Genomic DNA, 24,567 nt, shown 5'->3' with positions numbered 1-24,567 from the left:
ATGTATTTACAATATATTTTCAATTCAAATTATTTTTCTTAAAGATGGTGTACTTACTGATGATTTGATTAATAAAGAGCCCTTCAAAATAGAAGGGCTCAGTTTTCAACACTTTTAAAATTGGGCTTACATATTAATAACCAGGATTTTGTGTTAAATTCGGATTTGTTAATAAAGCTGTAGCAGGAACAGGAAATAATACTCTGAAATCATCAGTATTAATTTTCAAGGCCCATGCATCTGCAAACTTTCCAAATCGAATTAAATCGTTTCGCCTCCAGAATTCTTTATACAATTCTCTACCTCTTTCATCTATTAGGTCTTGTTCTGTAACAGCAGCAAGAGGTGTGGCATTACGTATAGTTCGTAAATCATTTACCAGAGCTAAAGTAGCATCTCCTGATGTTCCGCCTCTAAGGATAGCTTCGGCTTTCATTAAATGTGCATCTGCATATCTAAATATGATTTGATGCCCTTCAAATTCTCCATTCTCAGGGTGATACTTTATAGTACGAATTCCTGTTCGTTCGTTATTTCCTGCTAAAGTAGGAAGCTCTTTTTCAAATATTAACGGATTTCCAGGTCTATCGGTTAAAGGATTTCCATTAGCATCATACTGTTGTCCTATCAAAAACCCAAAACCTATACCCAAATTTGATCCATCTGTTGGTACAAAACCTCTTCGCTCTTCCTGGCCACTGCCTGGCACATTGGTATTAGGATCACCTTCGAATAAATCATAAAACTCAGCTAAAGTAGACCATCCGTTCCATCCTCCTCCTCCATTACCAGGTGAGTTTTGGTTATAGTGTAATCCATTCCACATTCTGTTACCCACACTAGATATTGTAAAAAAGATAGTTTCTGTATCCACATCAGATCTAAATATGTTGAAATATCCTGACTCTAAAGCATATCCATCTGCTGTAATAGCATCTACCAATTCAACAACTTTGGTCATATCTGCTGCAGCTGGGGTTCCTGACCCTAAATAGATATGTTTGTTCAAGTATAGCTTAGCCAATAAAAAATTCACTGCTGCTTTTGAGGGTCTCAAATTTTCATCACTTGGTCCCCTTGCAGGCAAGTCAGGTAACGCTGTATTTAAATCATCTAAAATAAACTCAAATGCTTCTGGTCTGGTCATTACCATAGGGTCGATATTTGGTCCATCTCCAGGAGTTCTAAACGGAGCTTGTCCATACATATCCATCACCCAAAACATCGCATATGCCCTTACAAAACGAGCATCTGCTTTTTGAGTCGCACTTGCATTTGTGGTACGATCATCAATAACCTGGCTTGCTCTAAAAACCAATTGATTCAAATTATTCCAATTGTTCAGTACATAAGGATGTTGTGCATCCCAAGTATGCTCATGCAATTTTCGCCATATCCCATTATCTCCCCAATCGGTTCCTCTTGTTGGCACTAACAATTCATCGGTAGTAACCTCGTTTAAAGCATATAGATCTTGTTGATTTTCTACAATTCCCTTTAGATCTGCAGAATATAAATTATCAATAAATGGTCCAGGTTCTTCAATTCCTGTAAATTCGGTCTCAGAATCGGCAATCAAAGAATCAGATTCTTCAATCTCTAAATCGGTACATGAAACCACAAGTAACATTGACAGCATGATCAACAAACTTGATTTAAAATGTTCTCTTTTCATAATTCTAATTTTTTAAAATGAAGCGTTTAATCCAAACGTATATGTTCTTGGTCTTGGAAAGGCTGTATAATCTATTCCTGCTGTTGGGAGATTGTTTAAAAGGTTATTACTCCCTGCGGTAGGGGTTGTACTTACCTCTGGGTCTAAACCACTATAATCGGTAATTACAAATAAATTCTGACCGGTAACAGAAAGTCGTAACGATTTAAATACACCATCACCCGATAATGGCCAATTAAATCCAATACTGGCATTTTGTAATCTTAAAAAATCTCCTTTTTCTAAAAATCGTGTTGATACATCTGCTGCATTTGTTCCTGCTTCTCCATTACCAATCACATCTGTTGTTACATTACGCCCTCCTGCTATACTACCTGCTGTAAAAAAGGCATTTTGAGTATTATTATATATATAATGACCAAATTGACCAGCAAAGAAAACAGAAGCATCCCAATTCTTATAATTAAAACTTGAAGAAATCCCTACATTAAAATCTGGTAAGGCGCTTTTACCCACTAAAACCTGTAAATCATTATTTGCAGTAATAGCAAGGCCATTTTCATCAAAACCTTGAAATTCTCTAAGGAAATAAGAGAATAAAGGCTCTCCTTCAACTAAACGTTGAGCGAAGGCACCGGTAAGCCCTTGACCAAATATGGTACCCGCATCAAATGCACCTTCAAAATCCTGAAGCTCATTTTTATTATAAGCAATATTAAATCCAAAATTCCAATTCATTTCTTCTTGCTGGATAATATCATAGTTTATGGCAAACTCAACTCCTTGATTAATCACGCTACCATCAACATTTTCAAAGGTAAAAGGTTGTGCAGCTGGTTGTGCAGAAAACACTTGTAATAAAAGATCTTGAGTATCTTTTCTATATAGATCCAAACTACCACTAAGACGATCATTCATAAACCCAAAGTCAATACCAAAATTTAATTGAGAGGTCTCTTCCCATTTCAAATCATTATTTTCAAAGGATACATCTTGGGTTCCAGGAACAACAACTTCTCCTCCATTTTCTATCCAAGGAACGGGAACAAAAAATCGTTCACGGCGAACAAAATTACCAAAGCCTAACCCATCCTGGTTACCTGTAATACCATAACCAACTCTTAATTTAAGTGTAGAGAATGCATCTGGTGCAAAATCCTCTTGATCTATTTTCCATGCAAATGCTCCAGACGGGAAATATCCATATTTATTATTTTCACCAAATCTAGAAGAACCATCTGCTCTTACTGTAGCTGTCAGAATATATTTATCCGCTATTGAATAATTTGCTCTTAAGAAGTAAGATTGCAACTCATCTGTAAAATCAAAGGTATTTCCTGTGATCGATCTAGCCGCCCGCCCAGTAGTTGGGGGAGAAAAAGCAACTCTACCTTGTACAACTGGAACAATTCTATTAATAAATGCTCCTGCAATGGTTCCGCTACCATCTCTAATTCTATCAGAGACAACATATTGTTGATACGGACCATCAATACTTGCTTCTATAGCATCTGCAGAGGCTTCTAAGCCACTAATCATTTGATTTAAATCAGTGGTCGAAAAACCGAAACCACCCACATTTCTTCCCGATCTAGCAAAATCCTGAAATGAATATCCTGCAAGTACCGAAAACTTAGAATTCTCAAATTCTTTTTCGTAATTTACTGTAAATTCTAGTAGCTGATTCGTAACATCAATATCATCTACTGTTGCCCTACCATTACCAGGTGTTCCGTTTTGTAAACCTGTAACATTACCAGATATAGCGCTACCTCTTGTAGATTCTGAATCATCATATCCTAAATTAAGTTTGGCGGATAGCCCTTCTATGATTTCATATTCTACAGATCCATTAACCAAAATTCTATTCGTATTGGTTTCGGACTGACTATTTCGTAATAAGTTAAGAGGATTAACAAATGACCCTCCTGGATTAAAACTAGGATCTGCCGGCCATGTTGGGTTTGCAATATACGCTGCTCCTAATAAATCTCCCTGAAATCCAGCATCTGCACCAATCGGAGGTGCTTCATCATTTACTCTTGAGAGTGTTCCTTGTACATTTACTTTTAATTTTTCGTCAAGAAAACGATGTGTAATATTTAGTCGTCCTGTTATTCTTTCTAGTGAACTTTTTTCAACTACCCCAAACTGTTTACCATAACCAACCGAAGCCCTTAGGTTACCACCTTTATAGCTTTGAGCATACGATAGATTTTGGTTTTGTGAGGCTGCTCTTCTGGTAATCACATCTTGCCAATCTGTGTCATTTCCAAAGTCTTGTCCAGCTACATCACCCCCAAAAGATTCGATAGCAGACAAATACTGATTTCTGTCTAATAAATCAAATTCTTCTGCTGGTGAAGCAATACTAAGAGTAGAAGAAAATTCAAATTGCGGTTTACCAGAACCTCTCCCACTTTTTGTGGTAATAATTACAACCCCGTTTGCACCTCTAGATCCATAAATTGCGGTTGCTGATGCATCCTTTAGGATACTTACACTTTCTATATCATTTGGGCTAATAAAATTTAATGGGTTTCTTGATGCACTTGACCCAACTCCTATATTGCTACCGCTAGCCCCTGTCTCGTCACCAGCAAGAGGTATTCCATCAACCACAAATAAAGGATTATTGTTAGATCTCACCGAACTGGTTCCCCGAATTCTTAATGCAACCCCGGATCCTGGTTCACCACTCGCCTGGGTGATCTGTACACCAGCTGTTTTACCTTGGATCAATTGTTCTGGAGATGCAATGACTCCTTGGTTAAAATCTTCAGAACTTACCACGGCCACGGCTCCAGTTGCATCTTTAACCGATTGTGTCCCATAACCAATTACGACTACAGCTTCAAGTTCTGCAGCATCTTCTTGCATAGTTACGTTAATAGTAGTTTGACCATTTACTGGGACTTCCTGAGCTTTAAAACCAACAAAGCTAAACACTAGAATGGCGTCTTCGGCTACATTATTGATTGTATAGTTTCCATCAAAGTCAGAAACTGCCCCATTACTTGTTCCTCTTACGAGAACATTTACTCCAGGAATCGGCCCCCCGGCATCTGAAATCACCCCTGAAACCGAAATTTGTGCAAACATCATACTCCCCGATAAAAATATCAGTAAGAATATGAGTTTTTTAAGTATCATACATTTCATAATATAGTGTTTGGTTTAAATTTGAATTGTTTTGTTGTTTACGTTTTTTTTATCGCTTTTTACAATAAGAAAGTATAATTCATTTGTTAGTAACAATGGGACATCTACGTCTTTTACCACATTTGACTAATTCTGTAACTATAAACCAATATTTCAAAACTAAAAGTTACAAAAAAAATAGATGCCCCAATTGTTACACCTTAGGGAAGTTTTTTTATTATAAAAGCCCCCCTGCTAACAAACAAAAACTAATTTCACTTTCTACAGTAAATCATATTTATATTTCATTTATAATTCTAAAACCACTCCTTGATAAGGCATTAGCTCAATAAATCCTTTCTTGAGTATTAAATCATCATAATTATTGATCAACTCCTTAACCTCTTCATTTAAATTTGCTACATGAGTTGTGGTACTGAAATTTAACAGCACTATAATTTTTTTAGTACCATACATTTTTTTGTATATATACAGGTCTGGATTATTAAACTCTAACTCTTCAAAATCACCGTATACAAAAACATCATGCTGCTTTCTTATTTTTAGTAGATTTCTATAAAAATTCAATACCGAATCTGAATCATTTTCCTGCTTTGCAATGTTGATTTCTTTGTAATTAGGATTAACTTTTAACCATGGATATGCCTTAGAAAAGCCTCCATTTATTTCGTCATTCCATTGCATTGGTGTTCGAGCATTATCCCGACCTTCTTTATTAATCATTTGCAATGCTAACTCATTTGAGTATCTTTTGGTTTCTGTATTTTCTTTATAAAAATTTAAAGACTGTACATCTCTTACCTCATCGATAGAGTCTAAAGCAACATTGGTCATCCCAATCTCGTCTCCTTGATAAATATTTAATGTTCCATTTTGAGTTGCCTGCATGATAAGCAGCATTTTTGCCGATTTTGACCAATATTCCGTATCATTTCCAAATCTAGATACCATTCGCGCAAAATCATGATTTCCCATAGCATTAGCTAACCATCCTTTTTTATGTACTGCATCTCTCCATCTCTTAAAAATGCCTTTCATGTTTGTTAAATCGAATGAAGAAGCTTCTTCAAACTTTCCATTAACAATTGTGCATTCTAGAATATCAAAATGATATAACATATCGAGTTCTTTACGATCATAGTCTATATATAAGCTTGCATTTTCATGATTAATTCCGACCCCTTCGGCTAAAGAAAAAGCGTCATAATGGCTAATTACTTTTTCGTTCATCTCTTTTAAAAATTCATGAAGTCGTGGCCCATTAGCATATACATCTTCAATAATTTTTCTAAAACCAACATTTGGAGCATTTGGGTATCCCTCTCGTTTTGAAATTAAAGGGATAACATCCATTCTAAATCCATCTACTCCTTTATCCAGCCAAAACCTCATGGCATTATATATCTCTTCTCTTACTTTTGGGTTTTCCCAATTAAGATCTGGTTGCTTTCTTGTAAAAAGATGCAGATAATATTCTCCGGAAGCCGAATCATACTCCCAAGCACTTCCTCCGAAAAAAGATTTCCAGTTATTGGGAGGGCCTCCTCCTTCAGAAGGTTTTTCCCAATGAAAGTAATCTCTATATGGATTATCCTTTGATTTTTTTGCCTCTTCAAACCATATATGCTCATCAGAACAATGATTTGCAACTAAGTCTAGTATCAGCTTCATGCCATTATCATGAGTTTTTTGAAGTAGTTCTTCAAAATCCTTCATAGTACCAAACTCTGGCATTATTGCACAATAATCGCTTATATCATATCCATTATCATCATTTGGTGAACTAAAAATTGGGCTTAACCACAGTATGTCCACATTAAGACTCTGGAGATAATCCAATTTTTCAATAATTCCTCTCAAATCCCCTATGCCATCATCATTACTATCATTAAAACTTCTAGGGTATATCTGATAAATAGTTCCTTTTTTGAACCAAGGCAGCTCCATGCAATTCAGGTTTAAATCTTTAAAAGTTAAATTAATTTATATTTAATCTCCTTACTGCATTTCAAATAATGTTTATATTTATAGTTAAACATTATTTGTCCATTGATTAACGTGGTCATATAATCATTTGAACGCAAGTGTCTTTTGGGGAGGATATTACAAGAATCTTAATTTGTAAGTAGGTAATTTATTAATTGTTCAAAAATCAATTATGACTATTACAAATTACTAAACTATTCATAGAATTATAAAGCAATACTCCCATTTTAATAAATGCAAACGTTTGTATTATTATATTTTTAACAAAAATGATGTTTTAATAATAATTTTTTAACGTAATTGTAAATGCCTGTAAAAAAAAGAAGGATAAAACTTGAAGATATCGCCAGAAAGCTCAACATTTCTATTGCGACAGTCTCAAGAGCTTTAGACAAAAACCCCCGGGTAAAGATTAGCACCAGAGAAAAGGTTTTTAAAATGGCACAATCAATGGGATATATGCCTAACCAAATAGCCAAAAGCCTAAGCTCAGGAAAGACTAATATTATTGGGGTTATTATTCCCAGATACGATGAACCATTTTTTATAGAAGTTTGTAGGGGTATTGATGATTATGCCAGGGAGCATAATTATAAAATTCTTATTAGTTCTTCCAGAAACTCGTTTGAATTTGAAAGGGATAATCTTATTGCTTTTGAGCGTGGTTTAGTTGATGGTATTATTTTATCACCAACTCATGAAACAGAAATGTTCGCACATATTAGAAGTGTTATTAAAAAAGGAATCCCCGTTGTGTTATTTGACAACATCAGAGAAGAAGTTCAAGGTGCAGATCATGTATTGATAGATGATGATAAAGCTTCATTTAATGGTGTCGAATTTCTAATAAAAAAGGGAAAGAAAAATATTGCATTTATTGGTGGTATTATAGAAAAAAAGGTTTTTCAAGATCGATACAAAGGCTATTTGGATGCCATGAAAAAATATAATATTCCAATCAGAGAAGAGTTAATACTTCATTGCGAATCTCTTGATCGAGAATTTGAAGATGCCGAAATACAGAATTTTTTCAAAAATATACCCATAAAGCCTGATGCCGTTTTCACTTGTACTGACAATTATGGTTTACTTTCCATGAAAACTCTTTTAAAATCGGGCTATAAGATCCCTGAAGAAGTTTCTGTGATTGGTTTTGGAGATTTAGGTTTAGGAGAGGTTTATGTTCCATCAATGACCTGCATAGCCCAACCAACTTATGCTATGGGACAAAAAGCAGCAGAATTATTAATTGAACAATTTAATGAGCAAAATGAAACGCACTTAAAAAAAGTAATTAAGTTAAACACTGAGTTAGTGTTAAGAGATAGTACCTGATTGCATACATTTAATTGGTTGAATCTCTTTGGATTAAAGATGTCTTAACCACTTCTGTTTTTGTTTTATAGTTTTCAACAAAATGATCCAATTGATTTAATAAAATTTGAGCAGCTTTAGCTCCTAATTCTTCGGCATGTTGTGACACTGTTGTTAATTTTGGATACGAATGTTTTGATAATAAACCATCTGTAAATCCAATTACCGAGATATCCTTCGGAATTTTATACCCCAACTTATGAGACATATTTATAGTAATGGCTGCGGCGGTTTCATCCAAACCAAGAACTGCATCTATATCATTATTCTTTAAAAACTCTTCTATTTCTTTTTCAACATTATTAGCATCATCTACAGACAATTCTATTATAGTATCCTTCACAGCTAATTCTATTAAGGAAACCTGGTCATTTTCATTAACAACTTCTCTAGCACCTTCTAAACGCAATTTAGCAACACTTAAGTCGCTTATTGTTGTTATCACTGCAATCTTTTTGCATCCTGTATCAATAAGATACTGAATAGCATTTTTTGAAGCAACTTTATCATCTACAATTACCTTATCACAATCAATTTCATCACTAACACGATCAAACATTACAACTGGTACATTATCTCTTTTTAAAACCTGATAATGATCAAATTTATTAAGCACTTGAGTTTCCTGACTTAACGCTACTATAAAACCATCAACACTACTATAATTTAGCATTTCTACATATTCTACTTCTTTCTGATAAGACTCGTTGGTAATACACGTAACAATTTTGTACCCGCTCTTTGAGGCTTCCTTTTCTATACCAAACAAAGCCTTAGCAAAGAAATGATTAAGAATTTCTGGCAAAATAATCCCAATAGTTTTAGTCTTATTGCTCTTTAAGCTTACAGCTAATGCATTAGGTTTGTAATTATAAAAATTAGCCAATTCATGAACCCTATTAATGGTTTTATCACTAATTTCCGGATCATTTTTTAATGATTTTGAAACGGTAGAGATTGATAAATTCAATTCTTTTGCAAGCTGTTTAAGGGTAACTTTTTTCCTCATAACCTCAATTTTGGCATTTTCATATTTAAGACTAAAAGAATATTGATAAAACTTCTTTGGAGTCTAAAGTAAGCTTTTTTCTGAATCTATGACCGATTAAGACTACACTTTGTATACTTATAACGACAAACAACATGTATTGAGATGCAATCGCCTATATAAGGAGGTTTATTTTTTAAAAGAAAAATCAGCTTCTAGCGTAGTTTTGGAACTCCCCCCCACAAAGACTTTAAATTGTCCTGGTTCGGCTTCCCACTTTTTATTAGCCGTATAAAACTGAATTGTTTCTTCATTAATTGTAAACGACACTGTTTTACTTTTACCTGCGTCAAGTTCTACAAGCTCAAAACCTTTTAACTCTTTTACAGGACGGGTTATACTACCAATAATATCCCTAATATATAACTGCACAACCTCTTTACCCTTTCTTTTTCCTGTATTGGCTAATGTGACCGAAACTGTAATTGCACCACCTGATGTAAAAGAAGAAACATCTAATTCTAAGTTTTTGTACTCGAAAGTAGTATAACTCAACCCAAACCCAAATGGGAATAGAGCTTCATTTTGCTCATCAGTATAATGTGACCAAAATACCATGTCATTTTTATTAGTAGGTCTTCCGGTATTTTTAATATTGTAATAAAGAGGCATTTGGCCAACATTGCGTGGGAATGAAACCGGTAGTTTACCAGAAGGGTTATAGTCTCCAAACAACACATCAGCAATTGCATTGCCCGATTCTGATCCCAAATGCCAAGTTTCAAGTATAGCTGGGGTTTTTTTTGCTATATTACTTATTGCCAAAGGACGGCCATTCATTAAAACGGCAACAATATTTTTATTTGCGGCCCAAACCGCTTCAAAAAGTTTTTGTTGAGGCGCAGTAAGTGTTATGCTTACCTGGCTTCTGCCTTCTCCTGATTGAAAAGCTTCTTCTCCTATTGCCAAAACAACCACTTCGGCTTCTTTTGCAATACTTACCGCTTCAGAAATCCCTGTTAAATCCTCTCGATTTACGTCTAATTCTTTAATAAAACTTCGTTCCCCTACTCCAATCTTAACTCCTTTGGCATATGAAACCTTTACCGTTTTACTTACAGCTGCCTTAATGCCTTCTAGAAGTGAAACGGCAGAGTTTGCCGTAGCCATACCTCTCCAGCTACCAATAGGAGAATCTTTATCATTTGCCAAAGCCCCTATAACAGCAATACTCTTTATATCTTTTTTAAGAGGTAGTATCTCATTATCATTCTTAAGCAACACAATAGATTTCTTGGCTACATCTCTAGAAGCCTCTAAATTCTCTTTGGTATAAATATCATTTTTTTCGCGTTCTTTATCACAATACTTATAAGGATCATCAAATAGTCCTAATTGATACTTTACTCTTAGAATACGTCTAGCGGCATCTTCTATTAATTTCTCATCAACTTTCCCTTCTTTAACCAACTGTTCTAATCCTTTTTCGTATGCCCTCCCTTCCATATCCATATCACTACCAGCTAGTATTGCACGTTCGGCGGCATGAACTTCATCTTTTGCATATCCATGAGGTATCATTTCTGCAATTGATGCCCAGTCTGAAACGATAAACCCATCCCAATCCCAAGATTCTTTTAAAATGTCTCTTTGCAGTTCTTTATGGCCAGTAGCGGGTATCCCATCAATTTCATTAAAAGCATTCATCATTGTTGCAACTCCAGCTTTTGCTGCTGCTTTAAATGGTGGCAAAATCGTGTTATGAAGTTCAAACTCACCTACACTAACTGTATTATAATCTCTTCCACCTTCTGCAAATCCGTATGCTGCAAAATGCTTTGCACATGCGGCTAAGGTAGAATTTTTAGAAAGATCGTCTCCTTGAAATCCCTGAATCCTTGCTACTGCTATTTTTGATCCTAAAAAGGGATCTTCTCCTGCACCTTCCATAACTCTACCCCATCGTGCATCTCTTGAAATATCAACCATTGGACCATAAGCCCAATTAATCCCTGAAGCCGTAGCTTCTTTAGCTGCAATAGAAGATGATTTTCTTATTGCCTCAAGATCCCAACTTGCACTTTCTGCCAAAGGCACAGGAAAAATTGTTTTAAAACCATGAATGACATCATAACCAAAAAGCAGTGGGATTTTTAAACGAGAATTCTCAATTACTGTCTTTTGCAACTCTGTAGTTCCGGCTACAGACACTACATTAAGCATCGCTCCTACTTCGCCATTTTTAAGTTTCTCATATTTTTCTTTATTTCCTACATCAGATGGCGGCCCCGTAACATCCCAACTTCCGCTATACAAAACAAGCTGCCCTATTTTCTCTTTAAGTGTCATCAAAGACAAGAGAGAATCTATTTTTTTTTCTATCATATCACTCTTTATAGTTCCTGATATACTAGAAGTTACTGAATTCTGAGGAAACAAATTCCCCGAATTAAATAAAAATGCAATCCAAAAAAATGCAAGCGTTTGTATTATCGAATTTTTACCAAAACGTCGTTTTTGCTGAAAATTTTTCTGAGTTTTCATATGTGGAAGATTTGTGAAATTTCATATATCAGTCTAAAAGTACAATACAAGTGATTTAATTGATAAAAAATTGATAAAAAAATCTCAATAATTGTACTTTGTCTTATATTTCACCTAGATATTAAAAACTCAAATCCATTTTTAAGTAATGAAAATAGTTTTTAGTGTAAGTATTGATACCTTAATCTCGACATATATAAGTATGTCTGTAACTAAAAAAAAAATACAGAAACATGTCAAAAACATATTATGACCCTGCCGATCTAAGAAAATTTGGAAAAATCACCGAATGGAGTGAAGAATTAGGCACAAAATTCTTTGATTATTATGGAAAAGTATTTGAAGAAGGTGCATTAACCGCCCGTGAAAAATCTTTAATTGCTTTGGCGGTTGCACATACCGAACAATGTCCTTATTGTATAGATGCCTATACAAAAGACTCTTTACAAAGAGGAGTAACCAAAGAAGAAATGATGGAAGCTGTTCATGTAGGAGCTGCAATCAAAAGTGGCGCTACATTAGTGCACGGAGTTATGATGATGAATAAGGTGAATAAATTGGAAATGTAAGGAAACTCTTTAGTCATTTGCTAAAGCTCCTTATTGTTTGTTAATAAAGACAAATAATTCGTTTTGACTATATTCCAAAACATAAAATAATCTAAGAACAGAAGATGTCTGAAGCTAAAACAAAACAATCTCTTCATAAACGCAATAACCAATTAGCAGATGCTAATAGGCAGTTGGAGATTTTAAATAATGGAATTTTTGCAAATGGTGAATTACCAAAATTTGCAGATAAAATAGCCGAAATTGGTCACTCGCCATTGCGCCCAAATAAACTCGAAATTCTTCAAATTAATGTGGGCTATATGTGTAATCAGGTATGCGAACATTGTCATGTTGATGCCGGACCTGATCGCAAAGAAATTATGACGAAAGAGACCATGCAACAGTGTCTTGAAGTTATTAAAAAAACAGGAGCACATACTTTAGACTTAACAGGAGGTGCCCCAGAGATGAATCCAAATTTTAGATGGTTTGTAGAAGAAGCAAGCAAAGCCGGAATCAAAGATTTTATTGTTAGAAGTAATCTTACAATTATCAGGGCAAATAAAAAGTATTATGATCTTCCGGATTTTTTCAAAAAACATAATGTACATGTAGTATCCTCTATGCCACACTGGACCCGTGGAAAAACAGATAAACAACGTGGTGATGGTGTTTTTGACAAATCAATCAAAGCTTTACAAGAACTTAATGCAAGAGGATATGGTATGCCTGATAGTGATCTTAGCTTAGATTTGGTATATAATCCATCCGGAGCCTTTTTACCTGGAGATCAAGCTGCCATGGAAAAAGATTTTAAAAAGGCATTACTCGAAGATTTCAATATTCAGTTTCATAACCTTTTTGCAATCACAAATTTACCTATAAGTAGATTTTTAGATTATTTAATAGCTTCAGATAATTACGAAGATTACATGTACGCCTTAGTAGATGCTTATAATCCTTCTGCGGTTGCCAATGTTATGTGCACCAATACTATTTCTGTAAGTTGGGATGGATGGTTATATGATTGTGATTTTAATCAGATGCTCGGTCTTAAAGTAGCCAGCAAAGTGAAACATATAAGCGAATATAACGAAGAATTACTTCAAAATAGAAATATAGTGATCTCACAGCATTGCTATGGCTGTACTGCCGGTGCAGGAAGCAGCTGTCAGGGAACCGTGGCATAAATGAAATTCAAAATAGTATACATATTTCTACTCGTTGCTCATTATAGTATTGCACAAAACTCACTTGATGAAGTATTGAAACAATATAATAATGAGAGTATTCCTTATATATATGTTGATGAATTGAAAAACGTAGAAAATAATGTTGTTCTTCTTGACGCCAGAGAAAAAAACGAATATGAAGTAAGTCACATCAAAAATGCAAAATTTGTAGGCTATACTCATTTTAAAATAAAATCTATCAACAAACATAATATTCCAAAAAGTGATACCATTGTAGTTTACTGCAGCCTAGGTGTTCGATCTGAAGATATTTCTGAAAAACTTAAAAAGGCAGGTTACATAAATGTTTATAATCTTTATGGCGGTATTTTTGAATGGAAAAATAAAAACTATACTGTTGTAAATTCGAAAGGAGAAATCACCGAAAATGTTCATGCATGCTCTAAGCAATGGGCAAAATGGTTACAAAAGGGAAAAAAAGTATATTCAAATTGAAGCAAAGAAAATTACTCATGATATTTACCCGAAATCCAGAATTGGGTAAATGCAAAACACGCCTTGCTGCCTCAATTGGAGATCAGGCTGCATTAGATATTTATAAGTTCTTATTAGATCATACAGTGGCAATTACCAAAAATCTTACTGTATCTAAAGAGGTTCATTACTCTATCAAAGTAAGAGAAAATGATATATGGGATCCCAATCTATATGATAAAAAACAGCAATATGGAGATGATTTAGGTTTGCGTATGGAACATGCATTTACAGAGGGATTTTCTAAAGGATATCAAAATATTATTATTATTGGTAGTGATATGTATGATTTGGAACAAAAAGATATAGAACATGCTTTTACCGCTTTAGAATCTCAAGACTATGTGATAGGTCCGGCTGAAGATGGAGGATATTACTTATTTGGAATGAAATCCTTAAATTCACAAGTTTTTAAGCGTAAAAACTGGGGTACAGAAACAGTGCTTCAGGATACATTAAAAGATTTGCAAAACAACAATGTTAAACTATTAGAAGAGCGCAATGATGTTGATTATTATGAAGACATCAAAGACATCGATGCTTTTCAAAAATTTTTAAGATAACAAACAACATGATCAAATACATTGAAGAAACAACAGAATTCCTTCAGGAAAAAGGATTTGAAAATCCAGAAATAGGAATTATACTTGGTACCGGATTAGGGCAATTAATTAGCGAAATTGAGATCATCAAAGAAATAAGTTATAATCATATCCCTAATTTTCCGACAGCAACTGTGGAGTTTCATAAAGGAAAACTAATTTACGGAAAACTTGAAGGCAAAACTGTTGTAGTGATGCAAGGACGTTTTCATCTATATGAAGGATACTCTCTACAAGATGTTACCTATCCCGTGCGAATCATGCATAAACTCGGAATCAAAACATTATTGGTTTCTAATGCATCAGGAGCAGTAAATTTAAACTTCAAAAAGGGCGAACTAATGCTTATCGATGATCATATTAATCTTCAAGGAGGTTCTCCGTTAGCTTTTAAAGGTGTAGAGCAATTAGGTACTCGTTTTACAGATATGAGTGCTCCTTATGATCAAAGTATTAATGAAAAACTTGAAACTATAGCTAAAGAAAAAAGTATTAATCTGCACAAAGGGGTCTATGCCTCGGTATTAGGACCTCAATTAGAAACCAGAGCAGAATATCGTTATCTCAAAACTATTGGTGCAGATGCCGTTGGGATGAGCACAGTACCCGAAGTTATTGTAGCCAACCATCTTGATCTTCCGGTAGCGGCAGTATCCGTTCTTACAGACGAATGTGATCCTGACAACTTAAAACCAATAGACATAGACGAGATTATTGCTCTGGCCGGAAAAGCTGAGCCCGATATGATTACGCTATTCAAAGAAGTTATACAATTCCTTTAAAACAAATTTTGAAAGGTATCCCTTTACTTCTCGACTATACTATTTATAACCCAATAATACCTTATATTTCCACTTTAAAGGAAAGATTAAAATCAATTTATGAGCTATTTAGATACTACTCACGATGTGTATAAAGAAGCAGCATTAACTCCAGATGTAGGTTTATGCTGTACTACGAATCCAATATGGGAACTACCAGGTCTCAAAATTCCTAAAATTATGCAGGAAATGAACTATGGATGTGGTAGCACGGTAAATGCCAGAGATTTAACGAATAATCCTAAAATTTTGTACGTTGGCGTTGGTGGAGGAATGGAATTATTGCAATTCTCTTATTTCTCTCGCCAAAAAAATGGTGTTATTGGTATTGATGTGGTACAAGAAATGTTGGATGCCTCTCGTAAAAATTTTAAAGAAGCAGAGGCTCAAAATGATTGGTTTAAGAGTGATTTTGTTGATTTACGATATGGAGATGCATTACATCTTCCTGTTGACGACAATAGTATAGATGTCGCCGCTCAAAACTGCCTTTTCAATATTTTTAAAGCTGATGATTTAAGAAAAGCGATTGAAGAAATGTACCGAGTGCTAAAACCACATGGTAGATTAGTAATGAGTGATCCAACATGTGAGCAGCCAATGAATGACAATCTGCGAAATGATGAACGTTTAAGAGCTTTATGTCTTAGTGGTAGTTTACCTATTGCAGAATATGTAAAAGCATTAACCGATGTCGGTTTTGGTACTATTGAAATTAGAGCGCGCAAACCATACCGAATTCTTGATCCAAAGAATTATGATACCGATGAGTTAATCTATATTGAATCTATCGAAGTTGCAGCTATTAAAGACCCTATGCCAAAAGATGGTCCATGTATTTTTACTGGTAAAGCGGCTATTTATTTTGGTGACGAAGATTATTTTGATGATAAAAAAGGGCATGTTTTACTGAAAAATCAACCTATTGCAGTTTGTGATAAAACTGCCGGTGCATTAGCTGATTTAGGAAGGGATGATATATTTATTAGCGAATCGACCTATCATTATGATGGTGGAGGCTGTTGTTAAAAACAATTACTTACTAACTAACTATAATATCCCCAAAGTCGAAAACAGTATTTTGTTTTCGACTTTTTTACTTCAGCATATCATAATTCAACTATTCTGTAAGGCAAACTCATATAAAACGTCAAATCATAAGTATTTTAATTTCAATAAACTTATGATTTTGGTTCTTCTTTTTATTGCTGCTTGTTTTTTGGCCTATAGTAATGGCGCGAATGATAATTTTAAAGGTGTCGCTACTCTTTTCGGAAGTGGTACCACCGATTATAAAAAAGCAATACACTGGGCAACCATAACAACATTTTCTGGTTCTATTGCTGCTATCTTTTTAGCCGAAGAGTTGGTTAAAAATTTCTCAGGAAAAGGATTAGTCCCAAACGAGTTAATTGCAATGCCGGTTTTTGCCATCTCGATTGCTCTGGGAGCTGCAATAACGGTCTTTATTGCAACAAGAGTTGGTATGCCAATATCTACAACCCATAGTTTGGTTGGTTCACTTTTTGGAGCAGGAGTTATGGCTATTGGTACCGAATTTAACTTCATAAAACTTGGTAAAACATTTTTAATACCGCTTATTGTAAGTCCGTTAATGGCTGCCGTACTAAGTTTAATAGCCTATATAATATTTAGATATATCAGGAAAAAACTGAAGATCACTAAAAATAGCGGTATTTATATTAAAGAAGAACAGAAGGTAGATTCGTTAACTGTTTCTGCACATACAATGACTGCAAATACCACGACCAAGGTATCCACATCAATAAAACCTGCTATAGTTGAAACATATGGTGGAAAACTATTTGGCATTTCTTCTCAGAAAATATTAGACAACTTACATTTTCTAAGTGCTGGGATAGTTAGTTTTGCCAGAGGCCTTAATGATACACCAAAAATTGTAGGGTTATTACTAATCATTAATACACTGGATATACAATGGGGAATGATCGCCGTTGCCATTACTATGGCATTAGGAGGACTTATGAATGCCAAAAAAGTAGGGGTTATAATCAGTAAGAAAATAACTCCTATGAACTCTGGACAAGGATTTACAGCAAACATGATCACAGGTTTATTAGTGACCACGGCAAGTATTCACGGTTTACCAGTTTCAACCACACATGTATCCGTAGGTTCTATTTTTGGAATTGGAACCGTTACTAAAAAAGCAAACCCTAAAATGATTTCTAAGATATTATTGTCCTGGGTACTTACATTGCCTATTGCGGCTATTATTAGCATGCTATTATTTCTATTACTTAAAAATATAGCATAGCAGGTTATCGAAATAAATTTGAGACGCTTTTAATTAGTAAGCACCTTGAGCAGCTATCAGAATAAATAACATATCGTTTTTAAGAGGTGATTTTTTAAATTCAGGATTTAACAAATGAATAAAAGATGGTTTCTAAAATTTCTTGGCCATTGCCTTTCTAAATTCATAGATCACTAAAAACATTGAACACCATAATGGACTCATATTAACTTTTAGTTTCTTTCCTTTAGAAAAACGAATTAATTGTCTAGCGTAAAAACCTCCTTCAGCAGAATCTTCAAATTGCTTTATTCCGGTTCGTAATACAAGGTTCTCCAAATTTGGAACTTCACCTTTCAAAAATGCGGAAATATCATCTTTGTTCGTTATAAAAGGGCGCCCCATTCCTATAAGATCTACCTCGCCGTTCTCTAAAACTTCATTACAAAAATCATAAGACCTGAAACCACCTGTTATCATTAAAGGCATCTTACTTATTGTTCTTATTTTCTTTGCAAAATCAATGAAATAAGCCTCTCTTCTTTTGGTGCTTTCTTTTATCTCTGCTCCTTCCTCATTCATAATAAAGAAAGCCAGTTTTTCATATGTTCCTCCTGAAATTTCCAGCAAGTCTATACTTTCTTTATCCAACATCTTTACAACCTCCAATGATTCTTCTTCTGTAAATCCGCCTCGTTGAAAATCGGCAGAATTTAACTTTACTGCAATAGGAAACTCTGGCCCAACTTCTTTTCTTACTTCTTTAATAATTGTTAGCAATAAACGACTACGGTTTTCTATATTTCCACCCCATTGGTCCGTTCTTAAATTAGTGTTTGGAGATAAAAACTGACTTAACAAATATCCATGTGCCGCATGAATTTGCACCCCCGTAAAACCACCTTCTTTAGCAAGTTTAGCTGTACGTACAAAACCCTTAATCACTTCCTGAATATCTTCTTCGGTCATAGCCTTTGGTTTTCCAAAAAGACCCATTTTCTTTAATTGCACCTCAGATGGGGCTAATGGACGACTCGTACTAAACTTATTTGCTTGCCTACCTGAATGTGAAATCTGAACCCACACCTGATTGCCATTTGATTTTGAAGCCTCTGCCCATGAGCTAATCTTTGGCAACATTGTTTCATCAAAACAGACGTTGCCTGCAGATTCTAAATGCTTATGATCTATAACTACATTTCCTGTAATTAATAAACCTGCTCCGGTATCAGACCAATCTTTATATAATCGCTCATGCCCTTTTGTAGGTTCAAAATTTTTATTGCTAATACGCTCTGTCATAGCAGACTTAACCAGTCTGTTTTTTAACCTAACACCACACGGTAATTTTAATTCTGTACTAATCATAATCAAATAGTTCGATTGCAATGATACATAATCCTAGCATATTGCACAATCAAAAAATGCGATTATACCTATCAAATACCTAATAATCAGAAATGAATTATGATTAAAAATTCTACGGTTTAACCATAAAATTTGTGTTTTATCGGTTGTTTTAACTGTTTTACAAGTAAAAAAACCGGAAAATTATTACTTTTAACATCATTGAATAACCACAAAATTGAGATATCAAATGGTAGTTTTAAAAAAATGCAAACTCATATTACCCTTGCTATTACTTACTTTATTTTATATTAAAAGTACTGCTCAAGGTATTGTAGATCACTCTGTGTGGGATCAGATTCTTATACTTAATGTTTCTGATGATGGGGAAGTCAATTATGAAGGAGTTATGAAAGATAGTTCCTTATTTTATAAATATTTTAGATCATTATCAGAAAATCCACCTACTGATCAATGGTCAAAAGAAGAAATCTTAGCGTATTGGGCAAACGCATATAATGCTATTGCCATAAAAATGATTATCGATAATTATCCTGTAAAAAACATTAATGAACTTCATGATCCCTGGAATCAAAAATTCTTTAGAATTAAAGATAAACGGTACAGCCTTGATGATATCGAGCATCAAATCTTGAGAAAAATGGGAGACCCAAGAGTTCATTTTTTAATTAATTGCGCCTCTAAATCTTCTCCAAAGCTTATGAACAGGGCTTATACAGCCGAGAATATAGAAGAAGCCTTAGAAAAGTGTACAAGAGATTTTATTAATGATCCTTCAAAAAATATAATTACCGAAAACAAAATTAACGTCTCACAAATATTTGAATGGTACAAAAATGATTTTAATAAAGGTGATGTTGCAGCATTTATTAATCAATATTCTGAAGTCAAAATCAAAAAAATACCTAAAAAAGGATACAAAGAATACGATTGGTCTCTAAATGAGCAATAGTATACCTAGATTTTAAAAATTATAACGATAAGAACAATCTTATCGTTATTTTTACTACGTGGAGAAATATATAGAAATTATAAAAAAATCGTATTCGGGATATTGGAATTATCTTGAAACCGAAATTTTATTCCAAAATAATTGGGATAACTATTTCTACGGTTTAATAATCGTTTCTTTTTTAGTGTGGATGCTCGAAATTGCATTCCCCTGGAGAAAAGATCAATCAAAATTCAGGAAAGATTTCTGGCTGGATGTATTTTATATGTTCTTTAATTTCTTTCTCCTTAACCTAATCGTACTAATAGCGTTATCTAATACTGCTGCAGCTTTTTTTAATGATATTCTAAACGTTATCGGGTTATCGATCTCAAGTTTTCAAGTTTTTGATATAGATGCCCTACCAAAAGCCTTGGGACTTATTATCTTTTTTCTAGTAAGTGACTTTACACAATGGAACACGCATCGGTTGTTGCATCGAATTCCTTTCTTGTGGAATTTTCATAAAGTACATCATTCTGTAAAAGAGATGGGGTTTGCAGCACATCTGCGATATCATTGGATGGAACCTGTGGTATATAAATCCCTATTGTACATCCCAATTGCAGTTATTGGTGGATTTGATGCGCAAGACGTGGCTATTATACATTTCTTTGCTCTAGCTGTGGGGCATTTAAACCATGCAAATCTGGGTTGGGATTACGGAGTTCTGAAGTATATATTCAACAACCCCAAGATGCATATTTGGCATCATGCCAAGGATTTGCCTGATCACAAAAAATATGGCGCGAATTTTGGTCTTACGTTAAGTATATGGGATTATATTTTTAAAACTAATCATATTCCAAAAGATGGTCGGGATATAGAACTTGGGTTTGAAGGCGATGAAGATTTTCCTCAAGATTTTATCCAACAAGAAATATACCCTATCAAACTAAAAAAGTAAGTATCCAGAATGAAAAACCTACTTATCATACTATCGGCCTTTTTATTTTTTGCCTGTGGCGGAAGCAAACAAGTTGTGCAAAATACTCCTGATACCCCTTCAAAAAATAGTATCCAAGAACCAAAAAAGGATACTCCGAAAATTGAGATCCCAATTGAAGAAAAAGCTCCAGAAATTGAAATCAAAGAAGATATCGTTTCTCAAAAGAAAGATTCTATTATTGAAAAACCCAAAACGGTAATAGAAAAACCTAAAGCAGTTTCAAAAACGATAAACCATCAACTCTGGAATACTTTGTTAGCCAAATACGTATCTCAAGACGGATCTGTAAACTATGCAGGTTTTAAAAAAGATCGAGCATTATTTACATCCTATCTCAAAATATTAGAACAAAACATGCCTGATCAAACTGCATCCAAAAATGATAAACTTGCTTACTGGATGAATGTTTATAACGCCTTTACTGTAAAATTGATTATTGACAACTATCCTATAAAAAGTATTAAAGATATTAAAGATCCATGGGATTTGAGATTTTTCAAACTAGGAACAAAATGGTATACTCTAAATGATGTAGAACACAGGATTCTAAGAAAAATGGAAGATCCAAGGATTCATTTTGGTATTAATTGCGCCTCAATTTCTTGCCCTCCTTTACTTAATAAAGCATTTACTGCCAATACTGTAGACCAAGAACTAGAAAAACTGACTATTGCATTTATAAACGATTCTAAAAGAAACACCATTACCTCAGAAAAGATTGAAATCTCAAAAATATTCTCTTGGTTTGCCAAAGATTTCAAAAAAGAAGGATCACTTATTGACTTTTTAAACTCGTATTCCAACATTAAGATCAACAAAAATGCTAAAAAGAATTTCAAGACATACGATTGGAATTTAAACCAATAATGTATTGCATAATACGCTTCAAAAAATTACGTGCTAAGACATTTTTCTTCAAAAAGTCAGGGAAATCATCTTTTAAAGATTGTTAATTTTTTTGTAAATACACAGCCAACTTATTATTAAAATTTCGGTTTAACGCCTACCTTAAAAACAACCACAACTCCTTGTTTTGCAGCTATTTAACAAAGTTTTATTTTAAAATACCAACTTCTATTTAAGTGAATAGGTATACTTCTTCTCTAAAATTTATGTGCTAAATCTTGTAAGGTCATTTCTTGATTGCCAACTAAATACTCAAATTTAGAATACAATCATAAATCAAATAATAACCATTCAAAAAATATAACTATGAAAGCTCCAAGACTTATACTCATTCTTTTTAGCGTATTATTTTTAAATCAACTTCAAGCCCAAAATAATTTTGACCATAGTGTTTGGGATCAGGCACTACTATTAAATGTATCTGAAGACGGAAAAGTAGACTATGATGGATTTATGAGAGATAGCTCTCAACTGTATCGCTACTTTAGACAACTTTCTGAAAATCCACCAAAAGAAAATTGGAGTAGAGAAGAAAAATTAGCATACTGGATTAACGCCTATAATGCGTATACGATAAAACTTATTATAGACAGCTACCCTTTAAAAAGCATTAAAGATCTCGAAGATCCATGGGGTAAAAAATTCTTCAAAATTGATGGAGTATGGCATAGTCTAGGAGAGTTAGAGCATAAGATCTTGAGAAAATTTGGAGATCCAAGAATTCATTTTGCCATTAACTGTGCTTCGATTTCTTGTCCGGTGGTATGGAACAGAGCCTATACAGCAGATAATTTACATACTGCATTAGATCAACAAACGGGTAAATTTATAAATGATCCTACTCGTAACACCATAACAAATACCGAAGTAAGTGTATCAAAAATATTTAGTTGGTATAAAAAAGATTTTAAAGTTAATGGTGGTGATGTAAAAGACTTCATTAATCGATACGCTGAAGTAAAAATTACAAATCAACCTAAAAAAGGGTATAAAGATTATGATTGGAATCTTAATGAACAAACTGTAGTTACTCCAGCATTTGTATTAGATTAAAGAACAAAAAAAGGATACGATTGCTACTTAAATCAGTAAATTTAAAGCCTAATTGTAATATCCCAAAATTGAAAATATCAATTATCATACCTATACTTAACGAAGCAGCTACCATTGGTCAGCTGCTTTCTCACTTAATAAACAACACAAAAGATAATGCCAATCTTCAAGAAATTATTGTAGTTGATGGAGGAAGTATTGATACTTCTATAGCTGTTGTAGAACAAGTGTCAAAAAACTATGATGTTGAGATTAAATGTATTTCTTCAAAAAAAGGAAGAGCGGTTCAATTAAACGCTGGGGGCAAAACTGCCAAAGGAGATATTCTATATTTTCTTCATGCAGACTCTTTTCCTCCGTTATATTTTGACCAGGATGTTATCGAAGAGGTTAAAAAAGGAAATAACGCAGGATGTTTTAGAATGAAGTTTGATTCCAATCATATATGGTTACGTTTTTTAGGATGGTTAACCCAATTTGAAAGCAAACGCTGTCGCGGTGGGGATCAAAGTCAGTTTATTACTAAACAATTATTTGAAGAAGTAAATGGTTATGATGAATCTTATATTGTATATGAAGACAATGATTTGGTTGATCGCCTATTTGCTATTAATCAGTTTGTGATTATTCCCAAGTATGTAATCACTTCGGCGAGACGATATCGAGAAATTGGTGTCTGGAGACTACAATATCATTTTTTAAATATCCATATGCGCAGATGGATGGGTGCCTCTTCTGAAGATTTGTATCGGTATTATAAAGAAAAGGTGGTGAATTAAATCTGCTTTTCTTAGAACTATTTTGTTTCTACTTACTAGATGCATACTATTCCTGTATAATTTTCTATTCTCCTCATGGTTTTTTCTACTTTATGAATAGTTTGCTTGTACATATTTATTTTATGGTTTCTTCTTTTTAGAAGTTTGTCTAAAATAGATCGATAATGAGGGTCATTTTTTAATCTTTCAAAATCATTAGGCTTATAACCCTTAGAAGGGAGCTTATTCCTATTTCTAAGAGATACATCTCCCTCCTGTTTATTTTCAAAAATTTTGAAATGATTTTGATAATACTCCCTTATATCTATATCAAGATCAGAATAACGTATGATAGGAAGCGATCGTAAATCATACTTATATAGCTCTCTTATATTTACACCAAGTGTATCATCTTTGATTACATTTACTCTCGAAATCCCTTGGGTTTCTATATCAAAATAGCTTCCATAATCCTGAATAACTAAGTAGAAATCATATTTTAATTCATCTCTATATGCAAGATCAAGTTTAAATATACTATCAATTTTTTTATATGATTTTAGAGATTTCATATCACTAGACAATTCAGAATTTAAATCGACAAGGTTACGATTTAATTCATAACAGATACTAAACAGTGCTTCAATCTCCAGCTTTTTATGCTTTCCTTTTTCTACCTGTTTATAAGTCATAAACACAAACAAAAGTATTGTTGCGACAACCCCTATAGCTATATTTATTTTTGTTTGTGTTTTCATGTATCAATGAATTAAAAATAGAACCTCAACAGAAATAACTATACGCAGAACTAAATCTTTACACCTAAAAGATTCG

General features: G+C 33.8%; 20 protein-coding genes. 13 read left to right on the top strand and 7 right to left on the bottom strand.

Annotated elements, in window-relative coordinates; genetic code table 11:
• Positions 1-133: 133 nt before the first annotated feature.
• From JJQ60_RS01665 to JJQ60_RS01655, 3 genes are all read right to left on the bottom strand, one after another.
• Complete coding sequence (locus JJQ60_RS01665) at positions 134-1,675, bottom strand: RagB/SusD family nutrient uptake outer membrane protein (RefSeq protein ID WP_201916212.1); 1,542 nt, start codon at positions 1,673-1,675, stop codon at positions 134-136.
• A gap of 12 nt (positions 1,676-1,687) precedes the next feature.
• Positions 1,688-4,837: a SusC/RagA family TonB-linked outer membrane protein gene (locus tag JJQ60_RS01660; RefSeq protein ID WP_201916211.1), complete on the bottom strand. Its 3,150-nt coding sequence runs from the start codon at positions 4,835-4,837 to the stop codon at positions 1,688-1,690.
• Between the two features lie 288 nt (positions 4,838-5,125).
• Entirely contained in the window at positions 5,126-6,784 is a 1,659-nt protein-coding gene (locus JJQ60_RS01655; RefSeq protein WP_201916210.1) for a glycoside hydrolase family 13 protein, read from the bottom strand.
• Between the two features lie 345 nt (positions 6,785-7,129).
• On the opposite strand from JJQ60_RS01655, the gene JJQ60_RS01650 reads away from it, so the two are divergent.
• Positions 7,130-8,158: a LacI family DNA-binding transcriptional regulator gene (locus tag JJQ60_RS01650; RefSeq protein WP_201916209.1), complete on the top strand. Its 1,029-nt coding sequence runs from the start codon at positions 7,130-7,132 to the stop codon at positions 8,156-8,158.
• Positions 8,159-8,168: 10 nt separating this feature from the next.
• Here the strand turns inward: JJQ60_RS01650 and JJQ60_RS01645 are convergent, their stop codons facing one another.
• Both JJQ60_RS01645 and bglX read right to left on the bottom strand, forming a co-directional pair.
• Positions 8,169-9,206 (bottom strand): LacI family DNA-binding transcriptional regulator, encoded by a 1,038-nt coding sequence (locus JJQ60_RS01645; RefSeq protein ID WP_201916208.1) that lies wholly within the window; start codon positions 9,204-9,206, stop codon positions 8,169-8,171.
• Positions 9,207-9,374: 168 nt separating this feature from the next.
• Entirely contained in the window at positions 9,375-11,729 is a 2,355-nt protein-coding gene (bglX, locus tag JJQ60_RS01640; protein ID WP_262896659.1) for a beta-glucosidase BglX, read from the bottom strand.
• Positions 11,730-11,962: 233 nt separating this feature from the next.
• On the opposite strand from bglX, the gene JJQ60_RS01635 reads away from it, so the two are divergent.
• The 7 genes from JJQ60_RS01635 to JJQ60_RS01605 all read left to right on the top strand — a co-directional run bounded on the left by JJQ60_RS01635 (position 11,963) and on the right by JJQ60_RS01605 (position 17,729).
• The gene (locus tag JJQ60_RS01635; protein ID WP_201916207.1) at positions 11,963-12,298 is read left to right on the top strand and encodes an arsenosugar biosynthesis-associated peroxidase-like protein; all 336 of its coding nucleotides are present in this window, start codon (positions 11,963-11,965) and stop codon (positions 12,296-12,298) included.
• Between the two features lie 104 nt (positions 12,299-12,402).
• A complete protein-coding gene (arsS, locus tag JJQ60_RS01630) occupies positions 12,403-13,470 on the top strand; it encodes an arsenosugar biosynthesis radical SAM (seleno)protein ArsS (protein WP_201916206.1) in 1,068 nt (355 codons plus the stop codon).
• On the top strand, positions 13,471-13,968 hold the full coding sequence (locus tag JJQ60_RS01625) for a rhodanese-like domain-containing protein (protein ID WP_201916205.1): 498 nt from the start codon (positions 13,471-13,473) through the stop codon (positions 13,966-13,968).
• 17 nt (positions 13,969-13,985) lie between these two features.
• Positions 13,986-14,570, top strand: a complete 585-nt coding sequence (locus JJQ60_RS01620; protein ID WP_317193977.1) for a TIGR04282 family arsenosugar biosynthesis glycosyltransferase — start codon at positions 13,986-13,988, stop codon at positions 14,568-14,570.
• 8 nt (positions 14,571-14,578) lie between these two features.
• A complete protein-coding gene (locus JJQ60_RS01615; protein ID WP_201916203.1) occupies positions 14,579-15,391 on the top strand; it encodes a purine-nucleoside phosphorylase in 813 nt (270 codons plus the stop codon).
• A 99-nt stretch (positions 15,392-15,490) separates the two neighbouring features.
• Entirely contained in the window at positions 15,491-16,459 is a 969-nt protein-coding gene (arsM, locus tag JJQ60_RS01610) for an arsenosugar biosynthesis arsenite methyltransferase ArsM (protein ID WP_201916202.1), read from the top strand.
• Between the two features lie 154 nt (positions 16,460-16,613).
• Positions 16,614-17,729 carry an inorganic phosphate transporter gene (locus JJQ60_RS01605; protein WP_201916201.1) on the top strand — a complete coding sequence of 372 codons (1,116 nt, stop codon included), beginning with the start codon at positions 16,614-16,616 and terminating at the stop codon, positions 17,727-17,729.
• Between the two features lie 132 nt (positions 17,730-17,861).
• On the opposite strand, the gene JJQ60_RS01600 is transcribed toward JJQ60_RS01605, so the two are convergent.
• Positions 17,862-19,076, bottom strand: a complete 1,215-nt coding sequence (locus JJQ60_RS01600) for an NADH:flavin oxidoreductase/NADH oxidase family protein (RefSeq protein WP_201916200.1) — start codon at positions 19,074-19,076, stop codon at positions 17,862-17,864.
• Positions 19,077-19,305: 229 nt separating this feature from the next.
• Here JJQ60_RS01600 and JJQ60_RS01595 point away from each other — a divergent pair, with 229 nt between their 5' ends.
• From JJQ60_RS01595 to JJQ60_RS01575, 5 genes are all read left to right on the top strand, one after another.
• Positions 19,306-20,028, top strand: a complete 723-nt coding sequence (locus JJQ60_RS01595; RefSeq protein WP_201916199.1) for a DUF547 domain-containing protein — start codon at positions 19,306-19,308, stop codon at positions 20,026-20,028.
• Positions 20,029-20,086: 58 nt separating this feature from the next.
• A complete protein-coding gene (locus JJQ60_RS01590) occupies positions 20,087-20,974 on the top strand; it encodes a sterol desaturase family protein (RefSeq protein ID WP_201916198.1) in 888 nt (295 codons plus the stop codon).
• A 9-nt stretch (positions 20,975-20,983) separates the two neighbouring features.
• Positions 20,984-21,883 (top strand): DUF547 domain-containing protein, encoded by a 900-nt coding sequence (locus tag JJQ60_RS01585; RefSeq protein WP_201916197.1) that lies wholly within the window; start codon positions 20,984-20,986, stop codon positions 21,881-21,883.
• Positions 21,884-22,228: 345 nt separating this feature from the next.
• Positions 22,229-22,975: a DUF547 domain-containing protein gene (locus JJQ60_RS01580; RefSeq protein ID WP_201916196.1), complete on the top strand. Its 747-nt coding sequence runs from the start codon at positions 22,229-22,231 to the stop codon at positions 22,973-22,975.
• 68 nt (positions 22,976-23,043) lie between these two features.
• Positions 23,044-23,754, top strand: coding sequence for a TIGR04283 family arsenosugar biosynthesis glycosyltransferase (locus JJQ60_RS01575; RefSeq protein WP_236669005.1), 711 nt, complete (start codon positions 23,044-23,046; stop codon positions 23,752-23,754).
• A gap of 35 nt (positions 23,755-23,789) precedes the next feature.
• Here JJQ60_RS01575 and JJQ60_RS01570 read toward each other — a convergent pair whose 3' ends face one another.
• A complete protein-coding gene (locus JJQ60_RS01570; RefSeq protein ID WP_201916195.1) occupies positions 23,790-24,491 on the bottom strand; it encodes a hypothetical protein in 702 nt (233 codons plus the stop codon).
• Positions 24,492-24,567 lie beyond the last annotated feature (76 nt).

The organism is Aquimarina mytili, from assembly GCF_016735115.1.
Taxonomy (GTDB): domain Bacteria; phylum Bacteroidota; class Bacteroidia; order Flavobacteriales; family Flavobacteriaceae; genus Aquimarina; species Aquimarina mytili.
This window is presented reverse-complemented; position numbering and strand designations above follow the sequence as displayed.

Coding starts and splice junctions, on each gene's coding strand:
- JJQ60_RS01665 (WP_201916212.1), bottom strand. CDS start 1,675: ATGAAAAGAGAACATTTTAAATCAAGTTTGTTGATCATGCTGTCAATG.
- JJQ60_RS01660 (WP_201916211.1), bottom strand. CDS start 4,837: ATGAAATGTATGATACTTAAAAAACTCATATTCTTACTGATATTTTTA.
- JJQ60_RS01655 (WP_201916210.1), bottom strand. CDS start 6,784: ATGGAGCTGCCTTGGTTCAAAAAAGGAACTATTTATCAGATATACCCT.
- JJQ60_RS01650 (WP_201916209.1), top strand. CDS start 7,130: ATGCCTGTAAAAAAAAGAAGGATAAAACTTGAAGATATCGCCAGAAAG.
- JJQ60_RS01645 (WP_201916208.1), bottom strand. CDS start 9,206: ATGAGGAAAAAAGTTACCCTTAAACAGCTTGCAAAAGAATTGAATTTA.
- bglX (WP_262896659.1), bottom strand. CDS start 11,729: ATGAAAACTCAGAAAAATTTTCAGCAAAAACGACGTTTTGGTAAAAAT.
- JJQ60_RS01635 (WP_201916207.1), top strand. CDS start 11,963: ATGTCAAAAACATATTATGACCCTGCCGATCTAAGAAAATTTGGAAAA.
- arsS (WP_201916206.1), top strand. CDS start 12,403: ATGTCTGAAGCTAAAACAAAACAATCTCTTCATAAACGCAATAACCAA.
- JJQ60_RS01625 (WP_201916205.1), top strand. CDS start 13,471: ATGAAATTCAAAATAGTATACATATTTCTACTCGTTGCTCATTATAGT.
- JJQ60_RS01620 (WP_317193977.1), top strand. CDS start 13,986: ATGATATTTACCCGAAATCCAGAATTGGGTAAATGCAAAACACGCCTT.
- JJQ60_RS01615 (WP_201916203.1), top strand. CDS start 14,579: ATGATCAAATACATTGAAGAAACAACAGAATTCCTTCAGGAAAAAGGA.
- arsM (WP_201916202.1), top strand. CDS start 15,491: ATGAGCTATTTAGATACTACTCACGATGTGTATAAAGAAGCAGCATTA.
- JJQ60_RS01605 (WP_201916201.1), top strand. CDS start 16,614: ATGATTTTGGTTCTTCTTTTTATTGCTGCTTGTTTTTTGGCCTATAGT.
- JJQ60_RS01600 (WP_201916200.1), bottom strand. CDS start 19,076: ATGATTAGTACAGAATTAAAATTACCGTGTGGTGTTAGGTTAAAAAAC.
- JJQ60_RS01595 (WP_201916199.1), top strand. CDS start 19,306: ATGGTAGTTTTAAAAAAATGCAAACTCATATTACCCTTGCTATTACTT.
- JJQ60_RS01585 (WP_201916197.1), top strand. CDS start 20,984: ATGAAAAACCTACTTATCATACTATCGGCCTTTTTATTTTTTGCCTGT.
- JJQ60_RS01580 (WP_201916196.1), top strand. CDS start 22,229: ATGAAAGCTCCAAGACTTATACTCATTCTTTTTAGCGTATTATTTTTA.
- JJQ60_RS01570 (WP_201916195.1), bottom strand. CDS start 24,491: ATGAAAACACAAACAAAAATAAATATAGCTATAGGGGTTGTCGCAACA.